This is a genomic window from Lentzea sp. NPDC058436 (assembly GCF_042721515.1).
Classification (GTDB): Bacteria; Actinomycetota; Actinomycetes; order Mycobacteriales; family Pseudonocardiaceae; genus Lentzea.
This window is the reverse complement of the sequence record NZ_JBHXLF010000013.1, coordinates 107,498-123,218: the sequence shown is the minus strand read 5'-3', so window position 1 is coordinate 123,218 and position 15,721 is coordinate 107,498. Positions and strand designations below refer to the sequence as shown.

Annotated in this window: 15 protein-coding genes; 7 read left to right on the top strand and 8 right to left on the bottom strand. The window is 69.9% G+C overall.

The window, feature by feature from the left end; all coding sequences use genetic code 11:
• Nucleotides 1-222 precede the first annotated feature (222 nt).
• The gene (locus ACFWN2_RS33340; protein WP_382434327.1) at nucleotides 223-1,767 is read left to right on the top strand and encodes a bis-aminopropyl spermidine synthase family protein; all 1,545 of its coding nucleotides are present in this window, start codon (nucleotides 223-225) and stop codon (nucleotides 1,765-1,767) included.
• On the opposite strand, the gene ACFWN2_RS33335 is transcribed toward ACFWN2_RS33340, so the two are convergent.
• Together ACFWN2_RS33335 and ACFWN2_RS33330 are read right to left on the bottom strand one after the other, a co-directional pair.
• Entirely contained in the window at nucleotides 1,729-4,893 is a 3,165-nt protein-coding gene (locus tag ACFWN2_RS33335) for an EAL domain-containing protein (protein WP_382434239.1), read from the bottom strand. The genes ACFWN2_RS33340 and ACFWN2_RS33335 overlap by 39 nt on opposite strands.
• A gap of 225 nt (nucleotides 4,894-5,118) precedes the next feature.
• Nucleotides 5,119-6,315, bottom strand: a complete 1,197-nt coding sequence (locus ACFWN2_RS33330) for an NADP-dependent malic enzyme (RefSeq protein WP_382434238.1) — start codon at nucleotides 6,313-6,315, stop codon at nucleotides 5,119-5,121.
• A 334-nt stretch (nucleotides 6,316-6,649) separates the two neighbouring features.
• Between ACFWN2_RS33330 and ACFWN2_RS33325 the strand changes: the two genes are divergently transcribed.
• Complete coding sequence (locus ACFWN2_RS33325; protein WP_382434237.1) at nucleotides 6,650-7,249, top strand: dTDP-4-dehydrorhamnose 3,5-epimerase family protein; 600 nt, start codon at nucleotides 6,650-6,652, stop codon at nucleotides 7,247-7,249.
• On the opposite strand, the gene ACFWN2_RS33320 is transcribed toward ACFWN2_RS33325, so the two are convergent.
• On the bottom strand, nucleotides 7,239-7,541 hold the full coding sequence (locus ACFWN2_RS33320; RefSeq protein WP_382434235.1) for a S24 family peptidase: 303 nt from the start codon (nucleotides 7,539-7,541) through the stop codon (nucleotides 7,239-7,241). The genes ACFWN2_RS33325 and ACFWN2_RS33320 overlap by 11 nt on opposite strands.
• Nucleotides 7,542-7,617: 76 nt before the next feature.
• Between ACFWN2_RS33320 and sodN the strand changes: the two genes are divergently transcribed.
• Complete coding sequence (gene sodN / locus ACFWN2_RS33315; RefSeq protein WP_030476597.1) at nucleotides 7,618-8,025, top strand: superoxide dismutase, Ni; 408 nt, start codon at nucleotides 7,618-7,620, stop codon at nucleotides 8,023-8,025.
• Nucleotides 8,026-8,086: 61 nt separating this feature from the next.
• Here sodN and ACFWN2_RS33310 read toward each other — a convergent pair whose 3' ends face one another.
• From ACFWN2_RS33310 to ACFWN2_RS33300, 3 genes are all read right to left on the bottom strand, one after another.
• Nucleotides 8,087-8,683 (bottom strand): cadmium resistance transporter, encoded by a 597-nt coding sequence (locus ACFWN2_RS33310; protein WP_382434234.1) that lies wholly within the window; start codon nucleotides 8,681-8,683, stop codon nucleotides 8,087-8,089.
• Nucleotides 8,684-8,730: 47 nt separating this feature from the next.
• On the bottom strand, nucleotides 8,731-9,009 hold the full coding sequence (locus ACFWN2_RS33305) for a hypothetical protein (RefSeq protein ID WP_382434233.1): 279 nt from the start codon (nucleotides 9,007-9,009) through the stop codon (nucleotides 8,731-8,733).
• Between the two features lie 61 nt (nucleotides 9,010-9,070).
• Nucleotides 9,071-9,904, bottom strand: a complete 834-nt coding sequence (locus ACFWN2_RS33300; RefSeq protein ID WP_382434232.1) for an oxidoreductase — start codon at nucleotides 9,902-9,904, stop codon at nucleotides 9,071-9,073.
• Between the two features lie 151 nt (nucleotides 9,905-10,055).
• On the opposite strand from ACFWN2_RS33300, the gene ACFWN2_RS33295 reads away from it, so the two are divergent.
• Nucleotides 10,056-10,925, top strand: a complete 870-nt coding sequence (locus ACFWN2_RS33295; RefSeq protein WP_382434231.1) for a helix-turn-helix domain-containing protein — start codon at nucleotides 10,056-10,058, stop codon at nucleotides 10,923-10,925.
• Here the strand turns inward: ACFWN2_RS33295 and ACFWN2_RS33290 are convergent.
• Nucleotides 10,909-13,554: an alpha/beta hydrolase family protein gene (locus ACFWN2_RS33290; RefSeq protein WP_382434230.1), complete on the bottom strand. Its 2,646-nt coding sequence runs from the start codon at nucleotides 13,552-13,554 to the stop codon at nucleotides 10,909-10,911. The two genes, ACFWN2_RS33295 and ACFWN2_RS33290, sit on opposite strands and share 17 nt — an antisense overlap.
• A gap of 306 nt (nucleotides 13,555-13,860) precedes the next feature.
• On the bottom strand, nucleotides 13,861-14,022 hold the full coding sequence (locus ACFWN2_RS33285; RefSeq protein ID WP_382434228.1) for a hypothetical protein: 162 nt from the start codon (nucleotides 14,020-14,022) through the stop codon (nucleotides 13,861-13,863).
• Between the two features lie 68 nt (nucleotides 14,023-14,090).
• On the opposite strand from ACFWN2_RS33285, the gene ACFWN2_RS33280 reads away from it, so the two are divergent.
• The 3 genes from ACFWN2_RS33280 to ACFWN2_RS33270 all read left to right on the top strand — a co-directional run bounded on the left by ACFWN2_RS33280 (nucleotide 14,091) and on the right by ACFWN2_RS33270 (nucleotide 15,702).
• Nucleotides 14,091-14,687, top strand: coding sequence for a histidine phosphatase family protein (locus ACFWN2_RS33280; RefSeq protein ID WP_382434227.1), 597 nt, complete (start codon nucleotides 14,091-14,093; stop codon nucleotides 14,685-14,687).
• Nucleotides 14,687-15,160 (top strand): GNAT family N-acetyltransferase, encoded by a 474-nt coding sequence (locus ACFWN2_RS33275; protein ID WP_382434226.1) that lies wholly within the window; start codon nucleotides 14,687-14,689, stop codon nucleotides 15,158-15,160. Before ACFWN2_RS33280 ends, ACFWN2_RS33275 begins: the two co-directional genes overlap by 1 nt.
• 125 nt (nucleotides 15,161-15,285) lie before the next feature.
• A complete protein-coding gene (locus ACFWN2_RS33270; protein WP_382434225.1) occupies nucleotides 15,286-15,702 on the top strand; it encodes a DUF5684 domain-containing protein in 417 nt (138 codons plus the stop codon).
• Nucleotides 15,703-15,721: the final 19 nt, after the last annotated feature.

Genomic DNA, 15,721 nt, shown 5'->3' with positions numbered 1-15,721 from the left:
CCCCGATTGGGCCGCCCTGGATGTAGATCCCAAAGACCTTAACTCGTTCGGCGTACCCCGGCACAGCGTTCCACCATGTGACAGGCCGCAGGTTTGAAAGTGGCCGAACGAGCCGAAAGATCAACGTTGCGCAGCGGGGCCGTCGCGTGCCGTGACGAGCGGCCGCCGGGCCCTTCAGGCGGTCAGGCGCCCGGAAGGCCGTATGGTCTACCGCTTGTGACGATCGACCAGGTTCGGCAGGTGGTGGCGGAGCGCGGCGTGCACGCCCGCAAACTCCGCGAAGTGTTGTCCCTGCTCAGCGAGGACTGGCACCCGCTGGCCGAGCTCGTGCGCCTGCCCGCCGTGCCCCGCCGCACCGTGCAGGACCTGCTCAAGGCCCTCGGTGACGACGCGGAATCTTCAGGCGATCGTTACCGCATCGCCCCCGGCCTGGTCGCCTCCTACCGCGCGGAGTTCGGCGTTTCCGGCGTTCGCGACCACACCGACGTGCTGCGGCAGATCCTCGTGGACATCGCGGACGTGCCACCGCCGTTGTCCTCGTTGGACCACGTTCAGGCGACGGCGGAAACGGCGCTGAACCGCGCTGTGTGGCTGAACTCCACGTACGACCTGAAGGGCAAGCGCCTGCTGTGCCTGGGCGACCACGACCTGACGTCGCTGGCCGTCGCCGCTGTCAACCCGCACGTGTCGATCACGGTCGTGGACCTCGACGAGCGCCTGCTGGAGTTCATCGACTCGCGCGCAGAGACACGCGGCCTCGACATCCGGACGTTGCACTGCGACATGCGTTTCGGGCTGCCCCAGTCCGTGCTCGAATCCGTGGACCTCGTCTTCAGCGACCCGCCCTACACGCCGGAGGGCATCGGCCTGTTCGCCGGACGCGGCATCGAGGCGTTGGAGGACATCGCGTCCGGGCGAATCCTCCTTGCGTACGGCTTTTCCGACCGCACGCCCGCTCTCGGCCTGAAGGTGCAGCAGGAGCTGCAGAAGCTCGGGCTGGTGTTCGAGGCGATCCTGCCCGCGTTCCACCGGTTCGACGGCGCGCAGGCCATCGGCTCGGCCGCGGATCTGTACGTCTGCCGGCCCACGGGCCGCCGCGCGGTGTCGGGTGGCACGCGGATCTACACGCACGGCGCGCAGTCCGTCGAGTCGTCCGGGCCTTCGCAGGAGGCTCTCGCCGCGTTGTCCGAACTGGCTCCGCGCCCCGAGTCCTCACCGCCGCCGAAGCCGCGCGCCGCCGGCTGGGCCGAACCGGTGGGCAAGGGCGCGGCGTCGCTGGCCGTCGACCTGTCCGCGGATCCGGGCCCGTGGCTGCTGCGGACGTTGCTGGCGTCCTCCCCCGCGCGGCTGGCGTGCCTCGTGCCGAACAACCACCCGGCGGTGTCGTCGGAGGCGGGGCAGAAGGAACTGCAGGAGCTGGTGCGGACCCGGTTCAAGTTGAAGTTCCTGCGCAACAACCCAGATGCCAGGACCACGATCGTCGTCGCCGATCAGGTCCTCACCGGAACGCTGTCGCTGGGCGAGCGCACGGTCCGCGAGGTTCTGATGAAGGCGCACGGCAAGCTCCGCAACTCCTGGCGCGAAGCGTTGATCACCGCGTCCCAGGGCCTGCTCACCAAGAAGCAGGCGGCGGAGATCATCGACAACGCCGCCGCGGCCGCGGAGGACCTGGAGCTGCGGTTGATCGACCTGCCGAAGCACCGCATCGCGGCGCTGCTGCCGGAGATCTCAGCCAGCGCGCGGTATGTGGAGCGGCCCGAGGGCTAGGACGGCCCGGAACTCCTTGGGCGGCACCGGACGCGAGAACAGCCACCCCTGGTACGCGTCCACCCCGACACCGCGCAGGACGTGGAACTGCGTCGCGGTCTCCACACCCTCCGCGACGCACTTGCGTCCCATCGCACGCGCCATGTCGACGACGGCACGGGCCACGGCGAAGTCCGAGGAGTCGTTGCCCACGCCGGAGACGAAGCGCCGGTCCACCTTGATGATCTGCGCCGGCAGGTCCTTCAGGCGGGCCAGCGACGAGTAGCCGGTGCCGAAGTCGTCCACCGCGAACTGGACGCCGCGCTTCACGAGCTCGTCCATCGACTGGCGGACGCGGGACGGCAGGTCGACGAACGCCGTCTCGACGAGCTCCAGCACCACGCGTTCCCACGGGACGCCGGACTCCATGATCGCGGTCGACACGATGTCGACGAACTCGGGATCGCCCGGCACCAGGCCGGCCAGGTTCACCGCGACGGACACCGGGCGGCCGTCGGGCGCGGGCCAGGTCGCGGCCTCCTTCAACGCCGTGCGCAGCACCCAGCGGTCCAGTTCGCGCATCAGGTCGCCCTGTTCGGCGACCGGCAGGAACACGTCCGGGGGCAGCAGGCCGCGGTCCGGGTGCGGCCAGCGCACCAGGGCCTCGGCGGTCAGCACGGCGCCGTCGACGCCGACGACCGGCTGGTAGTGCAACGCCAGTCCGTCGTGCTGCAGGGCCTCGCGCAGCTGGCCTTCGAGGTGCACCTGGCGGTCTGCGGACGCGATCAGCGCGGCGGAGGCCAGCGAAACCCGTCCGGCGCCGGCGCGCTTCGCCTCGAACATCGCGGCGTCCGCGAACCGCAGGAGGTCGGCACCGTTGGCGCGCGAGCCGTTCGGGACGGCCGCGCCGATCGAGGCCGAGACCCGGACGAGCTGGCCGTGCACCGGAACGGCGGTGCGCAGCAACGAGGCGACCCGCGTGGCCAGGGCGTCGACGCCGCCGACCGAGTCGATGTCGTCGCAGATGATCACGTACTCGTCACCGGACAGGCGGGCGGCGGTGCAGCCTTCCGGCAGGCCGCCCTCCAGCCGCCTTGCCAGCGCCACGAGCAGTTCGTCGCCCGCGTCGTGGCCAAGAGAGTCGTTGACGCGCTTGAAGTTGTCGATGTCGCAGAAGAAGACGGCGACCTTCGCGCGGCCGGGGCCGTCGAGCAGCTTGCCGAGGATCTCCTTCACCAGCGCGCGGTTCGGCAGGCCGGTCAGCTCGTCGTGCGTCGCCTGGTGGCGCAACGCCTCGGCGGCGCGGCGGCGTTCGGTGATGTCCAGGAACACGATCAGCCAGAACCTGCGGCCGTCGTCCTGCACGGACAGCGCGATGTGCAGCTCGCAGTAGACCTTCTCGCCGTCCGGGCGCACGAGGATGCGCTGCGGGATCTTCTGCGTGCGCTCGGCGGCCCACTGCAGACCCGGCGAGGTGTCCTCGGGGTGGGTGAGCTGCTCGGCGGTCATGCCTCGCAGCTGTTCCAGCTCCATGCCGAGCAGGTCGCACAACGCGTCGTTGGCGTCGACCAGGCGCTCGCCCTCGTCGAACAGGCCGATGCCCACGGGCGTCACGGACACGAGGTCGGTGAAGCGCTGCGACGAACGCTTCATGCGCGCCTCGGCGGCGCGTTGCTCGGTGACGTCCTGCGCGGTGCCGACGGCCAGCTGCTTGCCGTGCGGGTCGTGCACGATCATGCCGTGGCAGCGGAAGATCCGCATCGAGCCGTCGCGTCGCACCACGCGGTGTTCGCACTGCACGGCGACCTCGTCGACGGCGAGCTGACGCCACAGGTCGTCGACCCAGTTGCGGTCCTCGGGGTGCACCAGTTCGAGGTAGGCCTCGTAGCTGCCCACGGCCTCGCCCGCGACGCCGAAGAGTTCGCTCAGCATGTCCGACCACACGACGGCACCGGACGAGGGGTTCCACTCCCACATGCCGAGGCGGGCCGCCTGCTGCGCGTCGGCCAGTCTTCGGCGGTCCTCGCGCATCTGACGTTCCAGGGCGCGCGCCTCGGTGACGTCCTGGATGGTGCCGTGGTAGCGCTCGATGCGGCCGGACGGCGAGATCTCCGCGCGTGCCCGGCACATGTAGACGCGGTCGCCGATCTCGCTGCGGACCTCGATCTCGACCGGGGCGTCGTCGGAGGTGTGCAGCAGCCGGTGCCGCAGCTCCTTGACGGCCTCGCGGTCGTCCGGGTGCACGCCGCTGAGCAGGTCCTCGTCCGGCGTCATGCCGAGCTCGGCGAACATCTCCACCAGCACTTCGCTGCGGTGCACGGCGCGCGTGCCCGTCTCGTACGCCCAGCTGCCGATGCGGGCGATGCGCTGCGCCTCCAGCAGCCGCGCCCGTTCCTGGGCGAGCTCGCTGGCCGCGCGCTTGGCCTCGGTGATGTCACGGATGTAGCCGGTGATCTTGTCCAGGGAGCCCGCGTCGTCGAGCTTCGCCTCGGCGACGCCGCGGATCCACCGCAGCTGGCCGTCGGGACGGACGATCCGGTACTCGATGTCGATGGGGTCGCCGGTGATCTCGCGACCGTGCCAGTACGTCTCGACCATGTGGTAGTCGTCCGGGTGCACGACGTCGAGAACGGCCTGCGCGCCGGGCACCACGGTGCCGCGTTCGAGGCCGAGGAGCCCGTAGTGCGTGTCCGACCAGACGGTCAGGCCGGTGCTCGGGTCGAACTCCCACGAGCCCAGCTCGGCGACCCGCTGCACCTTGCGCAGCCGGCGCTGCTCGTCGCGCAACGCGTCCGCGGCGGAGGCGAGGTCGGAGACGTCGATCAGCAGAACGGCCTGCAGGCCCGTTCCCGGTACGGCGTGCCGGGCGACGCGCACCGGCAGTTCGGAGCCGTCCGCGCGCAACAGCCGCAGGTCGGAGGAGTTGCCCAGGAGCAGCTCACCGAGCGGGTGCCCGACGAGGTCGTCGGCTCCCTGCGCGGCCGCGAGCTCCACGGCGGCGGGATTCGCCTGCATCACGACGCCCTTGACGTCGACCAGCAACGACGGCGCATCGGGCAGCGTCAGCCCGTCGAGCGTCATCGGAGGTTTCGCAGCCGTCCGTGCACGGCCGTTCACCACCGTCGCCCGTCCCACCCACTTGGGCACCGACCCACCCTCTCCCGCATTCACCGCCCGCGGCAATTCGGGTGGACACGACAACGGCACCCGAACGGCGGCAAACACGAACCCTCTCCTCGGGTGAACACCCGAGGAGAGGGACGGTAGCGCTTCAGAGCGTCATCGCCCACCCCTGCACGGGTTAACGAAAAGCCACGTTCGTGGTTCCGGTCTCCGTGAAGATGCAAATCGGTGGCGAATAGGAGAGCGTGATCAGGCGACGCCGTCGGCCTTCGCGGCCAGGGCCACAGCCGCCGCGACCTCGGGTCCGACGCGCGGGTCCAATGCCGAGGGAACAATTCGGTCTGGGCCCAAATCATCCTTCGCGACCGCGAGAATGGCATCCGCGGCGGCGAGTTTCATGCCTTCCGTGATCCGTCGCGCACCCGCGTCGAGAGCCCCGCGGAAAATGCCGGGGAACGCGAGCACGTTGTTGATCTGGTTCGGGAAGTCGCTGCGGCCGGTCGCGACGATCGCGGCGTGCCGGGCGGCGACCTCCGGGTGCACCTCGGGGTCCGGGTTCGACAGCGCGAAGACGATCGAGCCGTTCGCCATGCTCGCGATGAGGTCCTCGGACACCTTGGACGACGACACGCCGATGAAGACGTCCGCGCCGCGCAGGGCCACGTCGATGCCGCCGTCGAGGTTCGACCGGTTGGTGACGGCCGCGATCTCTTCCTTGACCGGGTTGAGACCGGCGCGGCCCGTGCGGACGATGCCGCGCGAGTCGAGCAGCGTGATGTCACCGGCGCCGGCCGCGATGAGGATCTTGGCGATCGCGATGCCCGCGGCGCCCGCACCGGAGATGACCACCCGCTGGTCGCCGATGTTCTTGCCGAGCACCTCGTTCGCGCCGTTGAGCGCGGCCAGCGACACGACGGCCGTGCCGTGCTGGTCGTCGTGCATGACCGGGCAGTCGAGCGCCTCGATCAGCTTCCGCTCCAGCTCGAAGCAGCGCGGCGCGGAGACGTCCTCGAGGTTGACCGCGCCGAACGACGGGCGCAGCCGGACGAGCGTCTCGACGATCTCGTCCACGTCCGTCGTGTTGAGCACGAGCGGGATGGAGTCGAGGCCGCCGAAAGTCTTGAACAGAGCCGACTTGCCCTCCATGACGGGCAGCGACGCGCTCGGGCCGATGTCGCCGAGACCGAGCACCGCCGTGCCGTCGCTGACGACGGCGACCAGGCGGTGCGCCCACGTGTACTTCGCGGCCAGCGACGCGTCCTCCGCGATGGCCTTGCTCACTCGGGCGACACCGGGCGTGTAGGCGATGGACAGCGCCTTCGGGTCAGCGAGCGAGGCGGTCGCACCGACCTCGAGCTTCCCGCCCAGGTGCGCGTTGAAGATCTCGTCATCCGTCAACTGAGTCGGATCCGAGTTCTCGGTACGGGCTTCGTTCACTGCTGTCACGGGGTCCCTCCTGCGGTGCGGGCGGCGTATTTGCCCCAACTTGGGCTCATCACCAAACGGCGCACCGGCCCAGCGTTGTCACGCCGGGTACACGGGGCCTTGAAACTCGGTCGACTTCACCAGTGAGTTTTCCACCGTTGAACCGCCCGAGTGCTGCGGGTGACGGAAGTGTGGCAGGGTCGCGCGGCGCTGTCTGCGGCGGGGATCACACTTTTTCCGCAGGTCAGAGGGCATGTAGCAAGACGTCCGTCCGGTTTTCTGAACCGACCGGTCAGTTTCTGCAGGCAGGAAGCACCCAATCGTTCAAGAAGATTGACGCCTTAGAGTGACGGACATGCTGGCGAGTTCGCTGAAAATTGACGGCGCGTTCGAGTTCACCCCTCGGACATTTCCCGACGACCGAGGCGTGTTCGTCTCGCCGTACCAGGAGGCGGCCTTCGTCGAGGCGGTCGGGCACCCCCTCCGCGTCGCCCAGACCAACCACAGCGTCTCCCGCGCGGGGACGATCCGGGGCATCCACTACGCGGACGTCCCGCCGTCCCAGGCGAAGTACGTCTTCTGCCCGCGCGGCTCGTTCATCGACGTGATCGTCGACATCCGCGTCGGCTCCCCCACCTTCGGCCAGTGGGAGGCCGTGCTCGTCAACTCGACGAAGTGCAACGCCGTCTACCTCTCCGAGGGCCTGGGCCATGCGATGATCGCCCTCGAAGACGACACGACGATGAACTACCTCTGCTCCACCGTCTACAACCCGACCGGCGAACACGGCCTCACCCCGCTCGACCCGGCGCTGGACCTCCCGTGGCCGCGCGAGCTCGAGTTCCAGCTGTCGGAGAAGGACACCTCCGCCCCCACCCTGGCCGAGGCCTACGAGGCCGGCGTCCTGCCGCGCTACGAGGACTGCCTCGCGCTGTACGCGTCCCTCAAAGCCTGAAAGCAGGCCTCGGCCATAGTCGAGCTTTGACGACTCCGAGCACCTCCGCAGGTCCGAGGTGCTCGGAGTCCGTGCTGGCGAACGGGTTGTCGCCCACCACGTGCCACCCGCCGTCCACTTGATGAGAGACACGTTTGACCGACAGCTGGTCCGGCCGGCTGGCCCACTTCACGAGCACGACCTGCCCCGGCCGGGGCGTCGCACCCCACCTGACCAGCACGATGTCGTCGTCGCGCAGGGCAGGGACCATCGACGGCCCCTTGACGAGCACGGTGGAGAGACGCGGTCTCAACGATCACCCTTCGGTCCGCCGGAGTAGGGTCCTACCTGTCGGAGCATCCACTGTCTTTTCATTTCTGGGAGGAACGATGCGACTCGTGTCGCGCATTCTCCGCCCGCGCGTCGAAGCCACCGCGCACTGCGACCTGCCGTGCGGTGTCTACGACCCCGCGCAGGCCCGCATCGAGGCCGAGTCGGTCAAGGCGGTCCAGGAGAAGTACCAGGCCAACGAGGACCCGGAGTTCCGGGAGCGCGCCGTCCTGATCAAGGAGCAGCGCAGCGAGCTCGTCAAGCACCACCTGTGGGTGCTGTGGACGGACTACTTCAAGCCGCCGCACTTCGAGAAGTACCCCGAGCTGCACGACCTGTTCAACCGCGCCACCAAGGCCGCGGGTGCGTCGGGCACCAAGGGTTCGATGGACCCGGCTTCGGGTCAGGCTCTTCTCGACCTGATCGCCCAGATCGACAAGATCTTCTGGGAGACCAAGCAGGGCTGAGCCCTTCTCAGGTCTCGAACGGCGCCGCTCCCCTGGGCAGGGGGCGGCGCCGTTCGTCGTTCTACAGCCCGAACGCGCCACCCTCGACGAGGATGAGCACGCCGATGCCGATCAGCACCACGGGCAGCAGCACGTGGCCCCACTTCGACAACGCCCGCGCGACGGCCGGGCGCGTGGCGAAGAAGCGGCCCGCCGCCACCCACACGGCGACCAGCAGCAGGAACACGACCACGTAGACGGCCATGCCGCCGGTGCCCGCGGTGGCGAAGACCGGCACGTACACGCCGATGTTGTCGCCTCCGTTGGCGAAGGTGACGGAGGCGACCGCGAGGATCCCCGGAGCGCCGCCCTCCGCCGACCGTTCCTCCTCGGTGTCGTCGCGGTGCCGCCACGCCTGGACGCCCGCCCTGATGCCGAGGGCCAGGGGCAGCAGGCCGAGGTACGGCAGGGCCGCGGCGGGCAGGAAGGTGGCGCCGAACGCCGCTGCCACCGCGGCGCCGAGGATGCCGGCGAAGCCGAGGTACTGGCCCAGCAGGACGTTGCGGGTCGTGGCCGCGTGGCCTGCTCCCTGGGCGAAGAAGAGCGCCAGGATCACGATGTCGTCGATGTTGGTGACGGCGAACAGGCCTGCCGCCTGGCCGATGGTGCCCAGGTTCACGAGGTTTCCTTCAGGTCTTGAGGGGCTGGGGTCGTGGGCGCGACCGATCAGCGTCGTAGGACCTGCAGGAGGCTCAGGGGGCAACGGTGGGCCGCGGGGCGGCTGCGTTCCGCGGGGCGGGGTGCGGCGACCGGGGCCGGGTGTGCGGCGACCGGTTGCGGCGTGGCGCACTCGCGGTGGGGCAGCGTGACGCCGTCCGAGGTGAGCGCGGCCTCGGTCTGGTGGATCTCGGCGGCCTGCGTCGTCCAGCTCCGCGGGGACGGGTCCGGCGTCACGAGGTAGACGAGCAGGGCCGCGACGACCAGCAGGAAGACGCCCCTGCCCATGTGCCGCCCCCGGTTCCACAACGCCGCCCTTGCTCGCGTGGAGCATAGGCGGCGGGTGTGGTCAGGCGGGCACGACGTCGGTCGAGCGCGAGAGCTCCTGCCAGGTCTCCAGGTCTGCGCCGACGGCCGCGATCTTCGTGCGGATGTCGGTCAGCGTGGAGGTGCCCAACGGGAGCCGCGCGGGCATCTCGGGCAGCCCCGCGACCGTCAGGACCGCCTCCGCTGCCTTCACCGGGTCGCCCTCCTGCAGGCCGTGGTTCTCCCCGGCCCACTCCCTGGACGCGCCGCCCGTCGTGGCGTAGTCGTCGATCACCCGCTCCACCTGGCCGAGCGACGACGAGGCGAGGAAGTCCGTGCGCAGCGGGCCCGGCTGCACCGAGGTGACCTGGATGCCGAGGGGCGCGAGTTCGAGGCGCAGGGCCTCGGTGATGCCTTCGAGCGCGAACTTCGTTGCGCTGTAGACGCCCCAGCCCGCCCACGCGACGACGCCGCCGGTCGAGCTGATGTTGAGGATGCGGCCGTTCCGGGCGGCGCGCATGACCGGCGTGACGGCGCGCAGGACGGTCAGCAGGCCGAAGACGTTGATGTCGAAGACCGCGCGGGCCTCGGCGTCGCTGGTCTCCTCGACGGCGCCGACCAGGCCGCGGCCGGCGTTGTTCACGAGGACGTCGATGCCGCCGAACCGGGCGACCGCCGCCCGCACGGCAGCGTCGGCCTGCTCCTGGGACGTGACGTCGAGGGGCAGCGCGAGCAGGGTGTCGGAGTGGCCGAGCGCCTCTTCGATCGCACGGGGATCGCGGGCGGTGGCCACCACCGAGTCACCCCGCGTCAGCGCGGCCTTCACGATCTCCAGACCCAGGCCTCGGGACGCTCCGGTGACGAACCAAACGGACACGGTGTTCTCCTCATCAGGACGTGGTTGACGCTTTCCATTACGTCCCACCGCGACCCCGATTCGAAGGGGAGAACTGGTACCTCTCGTCGTGGCTCCGGCAGTACCACCCAGGAGCTGCCGACCCGCCGCCACCACGGCCATACTCGATCTCATGACCAGCGGTGACGAACTCGGCGACTTCCTCACCTCACGCCGCGCGGCGTTGTCGCCGGAGGAGGTCGGCCTGCCCGCCGCCACCACGGCCCGCCGGGTCAAGGGCCTGCGCCGGGCGGAGGTCGCGATCCTCGCCGGGGTCAGCGTCGACTACTACGTGAAGCTCGAACAGGGCCGCGCGAGGAACGTCTCCGAGCAGGTGGCCTCCGCGGTCGCGCGGGCGTTGCGGCTCAACGACGTCGAGAGCCGCTACTTCGCCTCGCTGCTGCAGTCCGAGCCGTCCCGCCCGGCCGGCATTCCGCGAGCCAGGCCCGCGCTGCAGTCGATGATCCGCGCCATGGAGGTGCCCGCCGTCATCCACGGGCCGTACCTGGAGATCCTCGGCATCAACCACGCGGGCAGGGCGTTGCTGGACGACTTCGAGGCCATGCCGGTCGAGGACCGCAACCTGGCCAGGTGGATGTTCCTGAACCCCCGCGCCCGCGTCGTCTACCGCGACTGGACCGAGATCGCCTCGGACATCGTGGCCACGTTGCGCGCGTCGGTCATCCCCGGCCGCGACAACGACGCCCTGTCCCGGATCGTCGGCGACCTGAGCACGCGGTCGGAGGAGTTCGCGGGCATGTGGGCGACGTACCGGCTGTCCGAGCACCAGCACGGCGTCAAGCGCTTCTTCCACGAGGCCGTCGGCGACCTGCGGCTCAACTGGCAGACGTTGCGCCTGCCGGACGCCCAGGGGCAGACCATCGTCGTCTACAGCGCCGACACCGGATCGCCGTCGGAGGAGAAGCTGCGCCTGCTCAGCAGTTGGACGGCGGGTGGCCGTCAGAACGACGACCACCCGCGCGCGGTCACACCGCCTCAGTGACCTTGCCGGTCACCTCGAAGCTGACGCCGGTCGGCGACTGCCCCTCGAACTTCAGCCTGACCTGCTCCTCGCCCTCCGCCTCGGTGTCGGTGATGGTCGGCACCTCGAACTCGACGGAGGTCTGGCCCGCCGGGACGAAGGTGTAGAGCGTGAGCCCGGTCGCGGACAACGGCCGCGACGGCAACGCCTCCTCACCCGAGTTGCGCAGCAGCCACTGGGCGTTGACGTCCGTTGTGGACAGTTCGGTGCCGGAGGCCGGTGCCACCGGTGCGCCCAGGACGGCGAACGCCGAGTCGGCGGTCTCGGACAGCGTCAGCCTCCACTTCAGCGCGCCGCCCTCCTTGACGCTGTCGGCGACGGGCGTGACCGTGACCTTCGGCGCCGGGTCGTCGTTGCGCACCAGCAGTCCGCCGGTCGCGGACCCGACCACCGCGTTGGAGATCGCCTGCACCGACACGGGGTAGCGGACGTCCCCGCTCCACCTGGTGTTGGCGGTGTAGGTCACCGGGACCTCGGCGCGGTCCTGGCCCGTCTGCAACGTCACGAGCTTCGTCGTGGGCTGCTTGGTCACCGGGTCGGTGTAGAAGAGCCGGATCACACGGGTCCCGTCACCGGTCGCGGTGACGACCATGTTGTGGGTCTGGGTGCCGGAATCGCCCTCGTCCACGGCGTTGACGACGGCGTCGACCCTGGGCAGCTGCGTCGGGTTCAGCGGAACGAGGCCCTTGTCCCAGCCGTGGGCGTCGATCAACCACGCCTCACCGGACGCGGCCTCGGGAACCAGTTCGAGCGAGGCGAAGCTGTCCACACCGGATGGAAGCGGCACACGGACTTCCTGCGCCCACAAAGAAGTCGTGCGATCGGTACCGGGAAGCCCGGTCACCGACACCGACCCGAGCGAGTGCTTCTGTCCGTTGTGGTCGGTCAGCGCGACGCCGAACTTGGACGCCGCCGCGTTCGCCGGAACGGCCAGGCGCAACGCCAGTTCGCGCGAACCGTTCAGCGACACCGGTTCGGCCGGCGTGACCACACCGGCCTGCCCCGCGGCCGACCACTTCAGCGCGACCGCGAGGCGTTCGGGCTGCGCCACCGCACCGCGGAAGCCGACGAAGTGCGGCGACCGCGCGGTGCTGCACCCGACCGCGACGTCACGGGACGTCTGCTGGCAGACGCGCGCGCTGCCGGACACGGCAGTGGAACCGCCGGGCACGACGAACGACTTGCGGGCGCCACCGATGGCGTGCGAGAGAACGCGGGCGGGGTCGGCGGACGGCGCGCGCACGCCGGAGCCGTCGAGCAACGGCAGCACGGACTCGTCACGTCCGAGGAACAGCCGGGCGGACGCGGCGACGTACGTGGCGCCCATGGTCTGCTGCTGGTCGGCGGTCAGCCGGGTCGCCGTGCCGGGCGTGCACACCGGGTCGGGCTGCTGGCCGGGCCAGAAGTCGTCGGACGCCGGCGCCTCCGCCTGGCCGGGCGTCCACTCGCTGTTGAAGTAGTTGTGGTTCGCACCGATCATGTACAGCGCGCTGTGCAACGCCTCGCCGCGGCTCAGGCCGCGCGTCTGGTCCACGAACATCTGCCCCTGCAGGTCGGACACATCCCCGTCGCAGCCGGGCAGGAACGTCACCGAGGGCACGTCCGGCGCCGGGTTGTGACCGAAGATCGTGGGGCCGATCAGTACGTCACCGCGGATGTTCCAGCGCACGGGCCCGCTGAACCCGGTGTCACCGGGCGGCGGCGCGAGGCTGTCGGTCGCGGCGCGGTTGACACCCTCACCACCGCGGGAGTGGCCCACCAGCAGCACGTTCGTCATGTCGGCCGGCACCCCACCGGGCACGGAACCCTGGCCAGCGGACCAGTCAGCCCACTTCGCCAGGTGGTGGCGCACCAGCGACGAACGCCCCTGCGCACCGGCGTCGGCGGTCAGCGCGTCCTGCGCGTTGACACCGTTGGCGGAGATCGACACCGTCAGATATCCCTGCGACGCCAGCAACCGCTGCGCCTTCAGGTACCCCTTGTGGCTCGGCACGGCCGTCAACCCGCTGGAGCACGGCCACTCCATCGCGATCCGGTTCGGATCCGACTTGCTGTAGCACGTGAAGTGCCTGCCGTGCAGGAAGAGCACGAGCGGCCGCGGACCGGGCGCACCCTGCGGCGCGACCACGACGGCCTCCATCTCGACCGGCGCCGCGTACTCGGGCAGCCGGATCGGGTCGAGCGCGTACTCACCGCTGGTCGTGGCGTACGGCCCCGGCGTGCCGGGATCCACGTCCGCCTGCGGCAGCAACGCGGGCAGTTCGGCCGCGGACAGACCGGGCACCGACGGCTCGACGACGTCCAGCCGCTTGCCCGCCGACCGCACCTGCAACGCGGCGGGGTCCTCCAGCTCGGCCTGCACCGTGAAGCTGCGCAGGTCGGCCGACTCGCGGGCGCGCCCGAGGAACCGGTCGCCCTCCCAGAACTCCACGCCCGCGTCGAGCAGCGGCATCGGCGCGGAGGCGGTCCATCTGACCACGTTCCCGGAGACGGTCCAGCCGGATGGTGGTTCCGGCGCGGCCGACGCGGGCAGCGCCGGTAGTACCGCGGCCAGCAGGACAGGTAGCAGAAACGCGACAGCACGGCGCATGTGTGGGTCCCCCTAAGAAAGGATCCACTCCGTTCTATCGACGCCTCGCAGCACGTTGCGAGGAATTCCGCGCTGAATCTGCCATGTAAAACAAAGACCCGACGTGCGTATTGGGCCGTTCAGCCCAACGGCTCGTCGAAAGACGAATAAGCGCCGGTCCGACAGGTCCACCGGAGCCGCCGGTACGGCCACCCGCACATTTCCCGGGAAAACACCCGGCCCCGGCGACGCGCCGGCATCGTGAACTCAGCCGAAATTTCACCGCTCTTCGGCATGCGCGGGATTTCGCCACCCAGGGGCGGGGCCTCAGCCCTCCCGGCCGTCCGTCGTGTGCTCGTTCTGACTCAGCTTGTTCCACGTCGAGGTCAGCTCCGCCCGGATGCGGGCCACGCGGACGCCGAACGCCTCGCGGATCTCCTGGGCGTCGACTTCGTCGGGGGCGCCGTGGTCGGGGTGCTCGGCGGTCATGGCGGGTCGAGTACCTCGATCGCGTGCTGCCCCAAACGTGCTCCCCGTCACTCCCTAACATCGAACAGGTGAGCACCCACCTCTACCTGCTGCGCCACGGCCAGACCGAGTGGTCCGAGAGCGGCAGGCACACGGGACGCACTGACATCGAGCTGACGCCCGAGGGCGAGCAGCAGGCACGCCGGGCGGGCGCTGTGCTCGCCCGGCTCAGAGGCACGGACCAGGCGCCGGCGCTCGTGCTGACGAGTCCCCGGCAGCGCGCCACCAGGACGGCCGCGCTGGCCGGGCTGGAGGTCGGCGCCACGACCGAGGACCTGGCCGAGTGGGACTACGGCGACTACGAGGGCATCACCACGCCGCAGATCCGCGAGCGCGTGCCCGGCTGGACGGTGTGGACGCACCCGATGCCGAACGGCGAGACGCACGCGGAGGTGCAGGAGCGGGCGCGCAAGGTGCTCGGCGAGGTGCGCAAGATCCTGCCCGGCGGTGACGTGGTGCTGGTCGGTCACGGGCACTTCAGCCGCGTGCTGATCGCGGCGTGGCTCGGTCTCGCGCCCGACCAGGGCGTCCACTTCGGACTGGACCCGGCCGGCATCTGCCAGCTGGGCGACGAGCGGGGCGACCCGCAGGTGCGCAGGCTCAACGTGCCTGCCTGGGAGGTGTGATGATCCGGCGGGTGGAACCGCGTGACGTCGACGCGGTCGTCGGGCTGGTGCACGAGCTGGCGCTGTACGAGAAGGCGCCCGAGCAGTGCCACCTCACCTCGGAACAGTTGCACACCGCGCTGTTCACCGAGAGCCCCGCGCTGTTCGGCCACGTGGCCGAAGTGGACGGTCGGGTCGTCGGCATCGCGTTGTGGTTCCTCAACTTCTCGACGTGGGACGGCGTGCACGGCATCTACCTCGAAGATCTCTACGTCACGCCGGACCAGCGTGGCAAGGGCCTCGGGAAGCAGTTGCTGGAAGCGCTTGCCCAGGAGTGCATCACCAGGGGATACACCCGGCTGCAGTGGTGGGTGCTCAACTGGAACGAGCCGAGCATCGGGTTCTACAAGTCCTTGGGCGCCATGCCGATGGACGAGTGGACGACGATGCGCGTCGCGGACGAAGCGCTGGTCAGGCTCGGCTCTTCACTCTGAAGGTTGACGGAAGGTCTCAAAAGGCTCACGAAACGGGAAATCCACTGAGGACGGGTCCATGGTGCTGGCAGCGTCCCCGCTCGCCGATCCCCCGGCACAAGCAAGCGTGGAAAGAAGGAAAGACCGTGGGTACTGACCCGACCACAATCGACCCGAACGCAGCTGCCGCCGTCTCCGGCGTCTTCCTGGTGATCAGCCTCATCTTCGCGGTGATCGGCATCATCATCATGTGGAAGGTCAACACCAAGGCCGGTCAGCCCGGCTGGGCGGCGATCATCCCGATCTACAACATCTACGTCTGGCTGAAGATCGCCGGTCGTCCGGGCTGGTGGCTCGTGCTGCTGCTGATCCCGGTCGTGAACATCGTGATCTCGCTGATCGTGTCGATCGACATCGCGAAGTCCTTCGCCAAGGACACCGTCTTCGGCGTCGTCGGCCTGTGGCTGTTCAGCCTCATCGGCTACGCGATCATCGCGTTCGGTGGCGCGCAGTACCGCGGCCCGGCGGCTCTGGCCGGCCAGCAGGCCGCGTACCGGGGCTGACACTCCCGCACCACGTCGA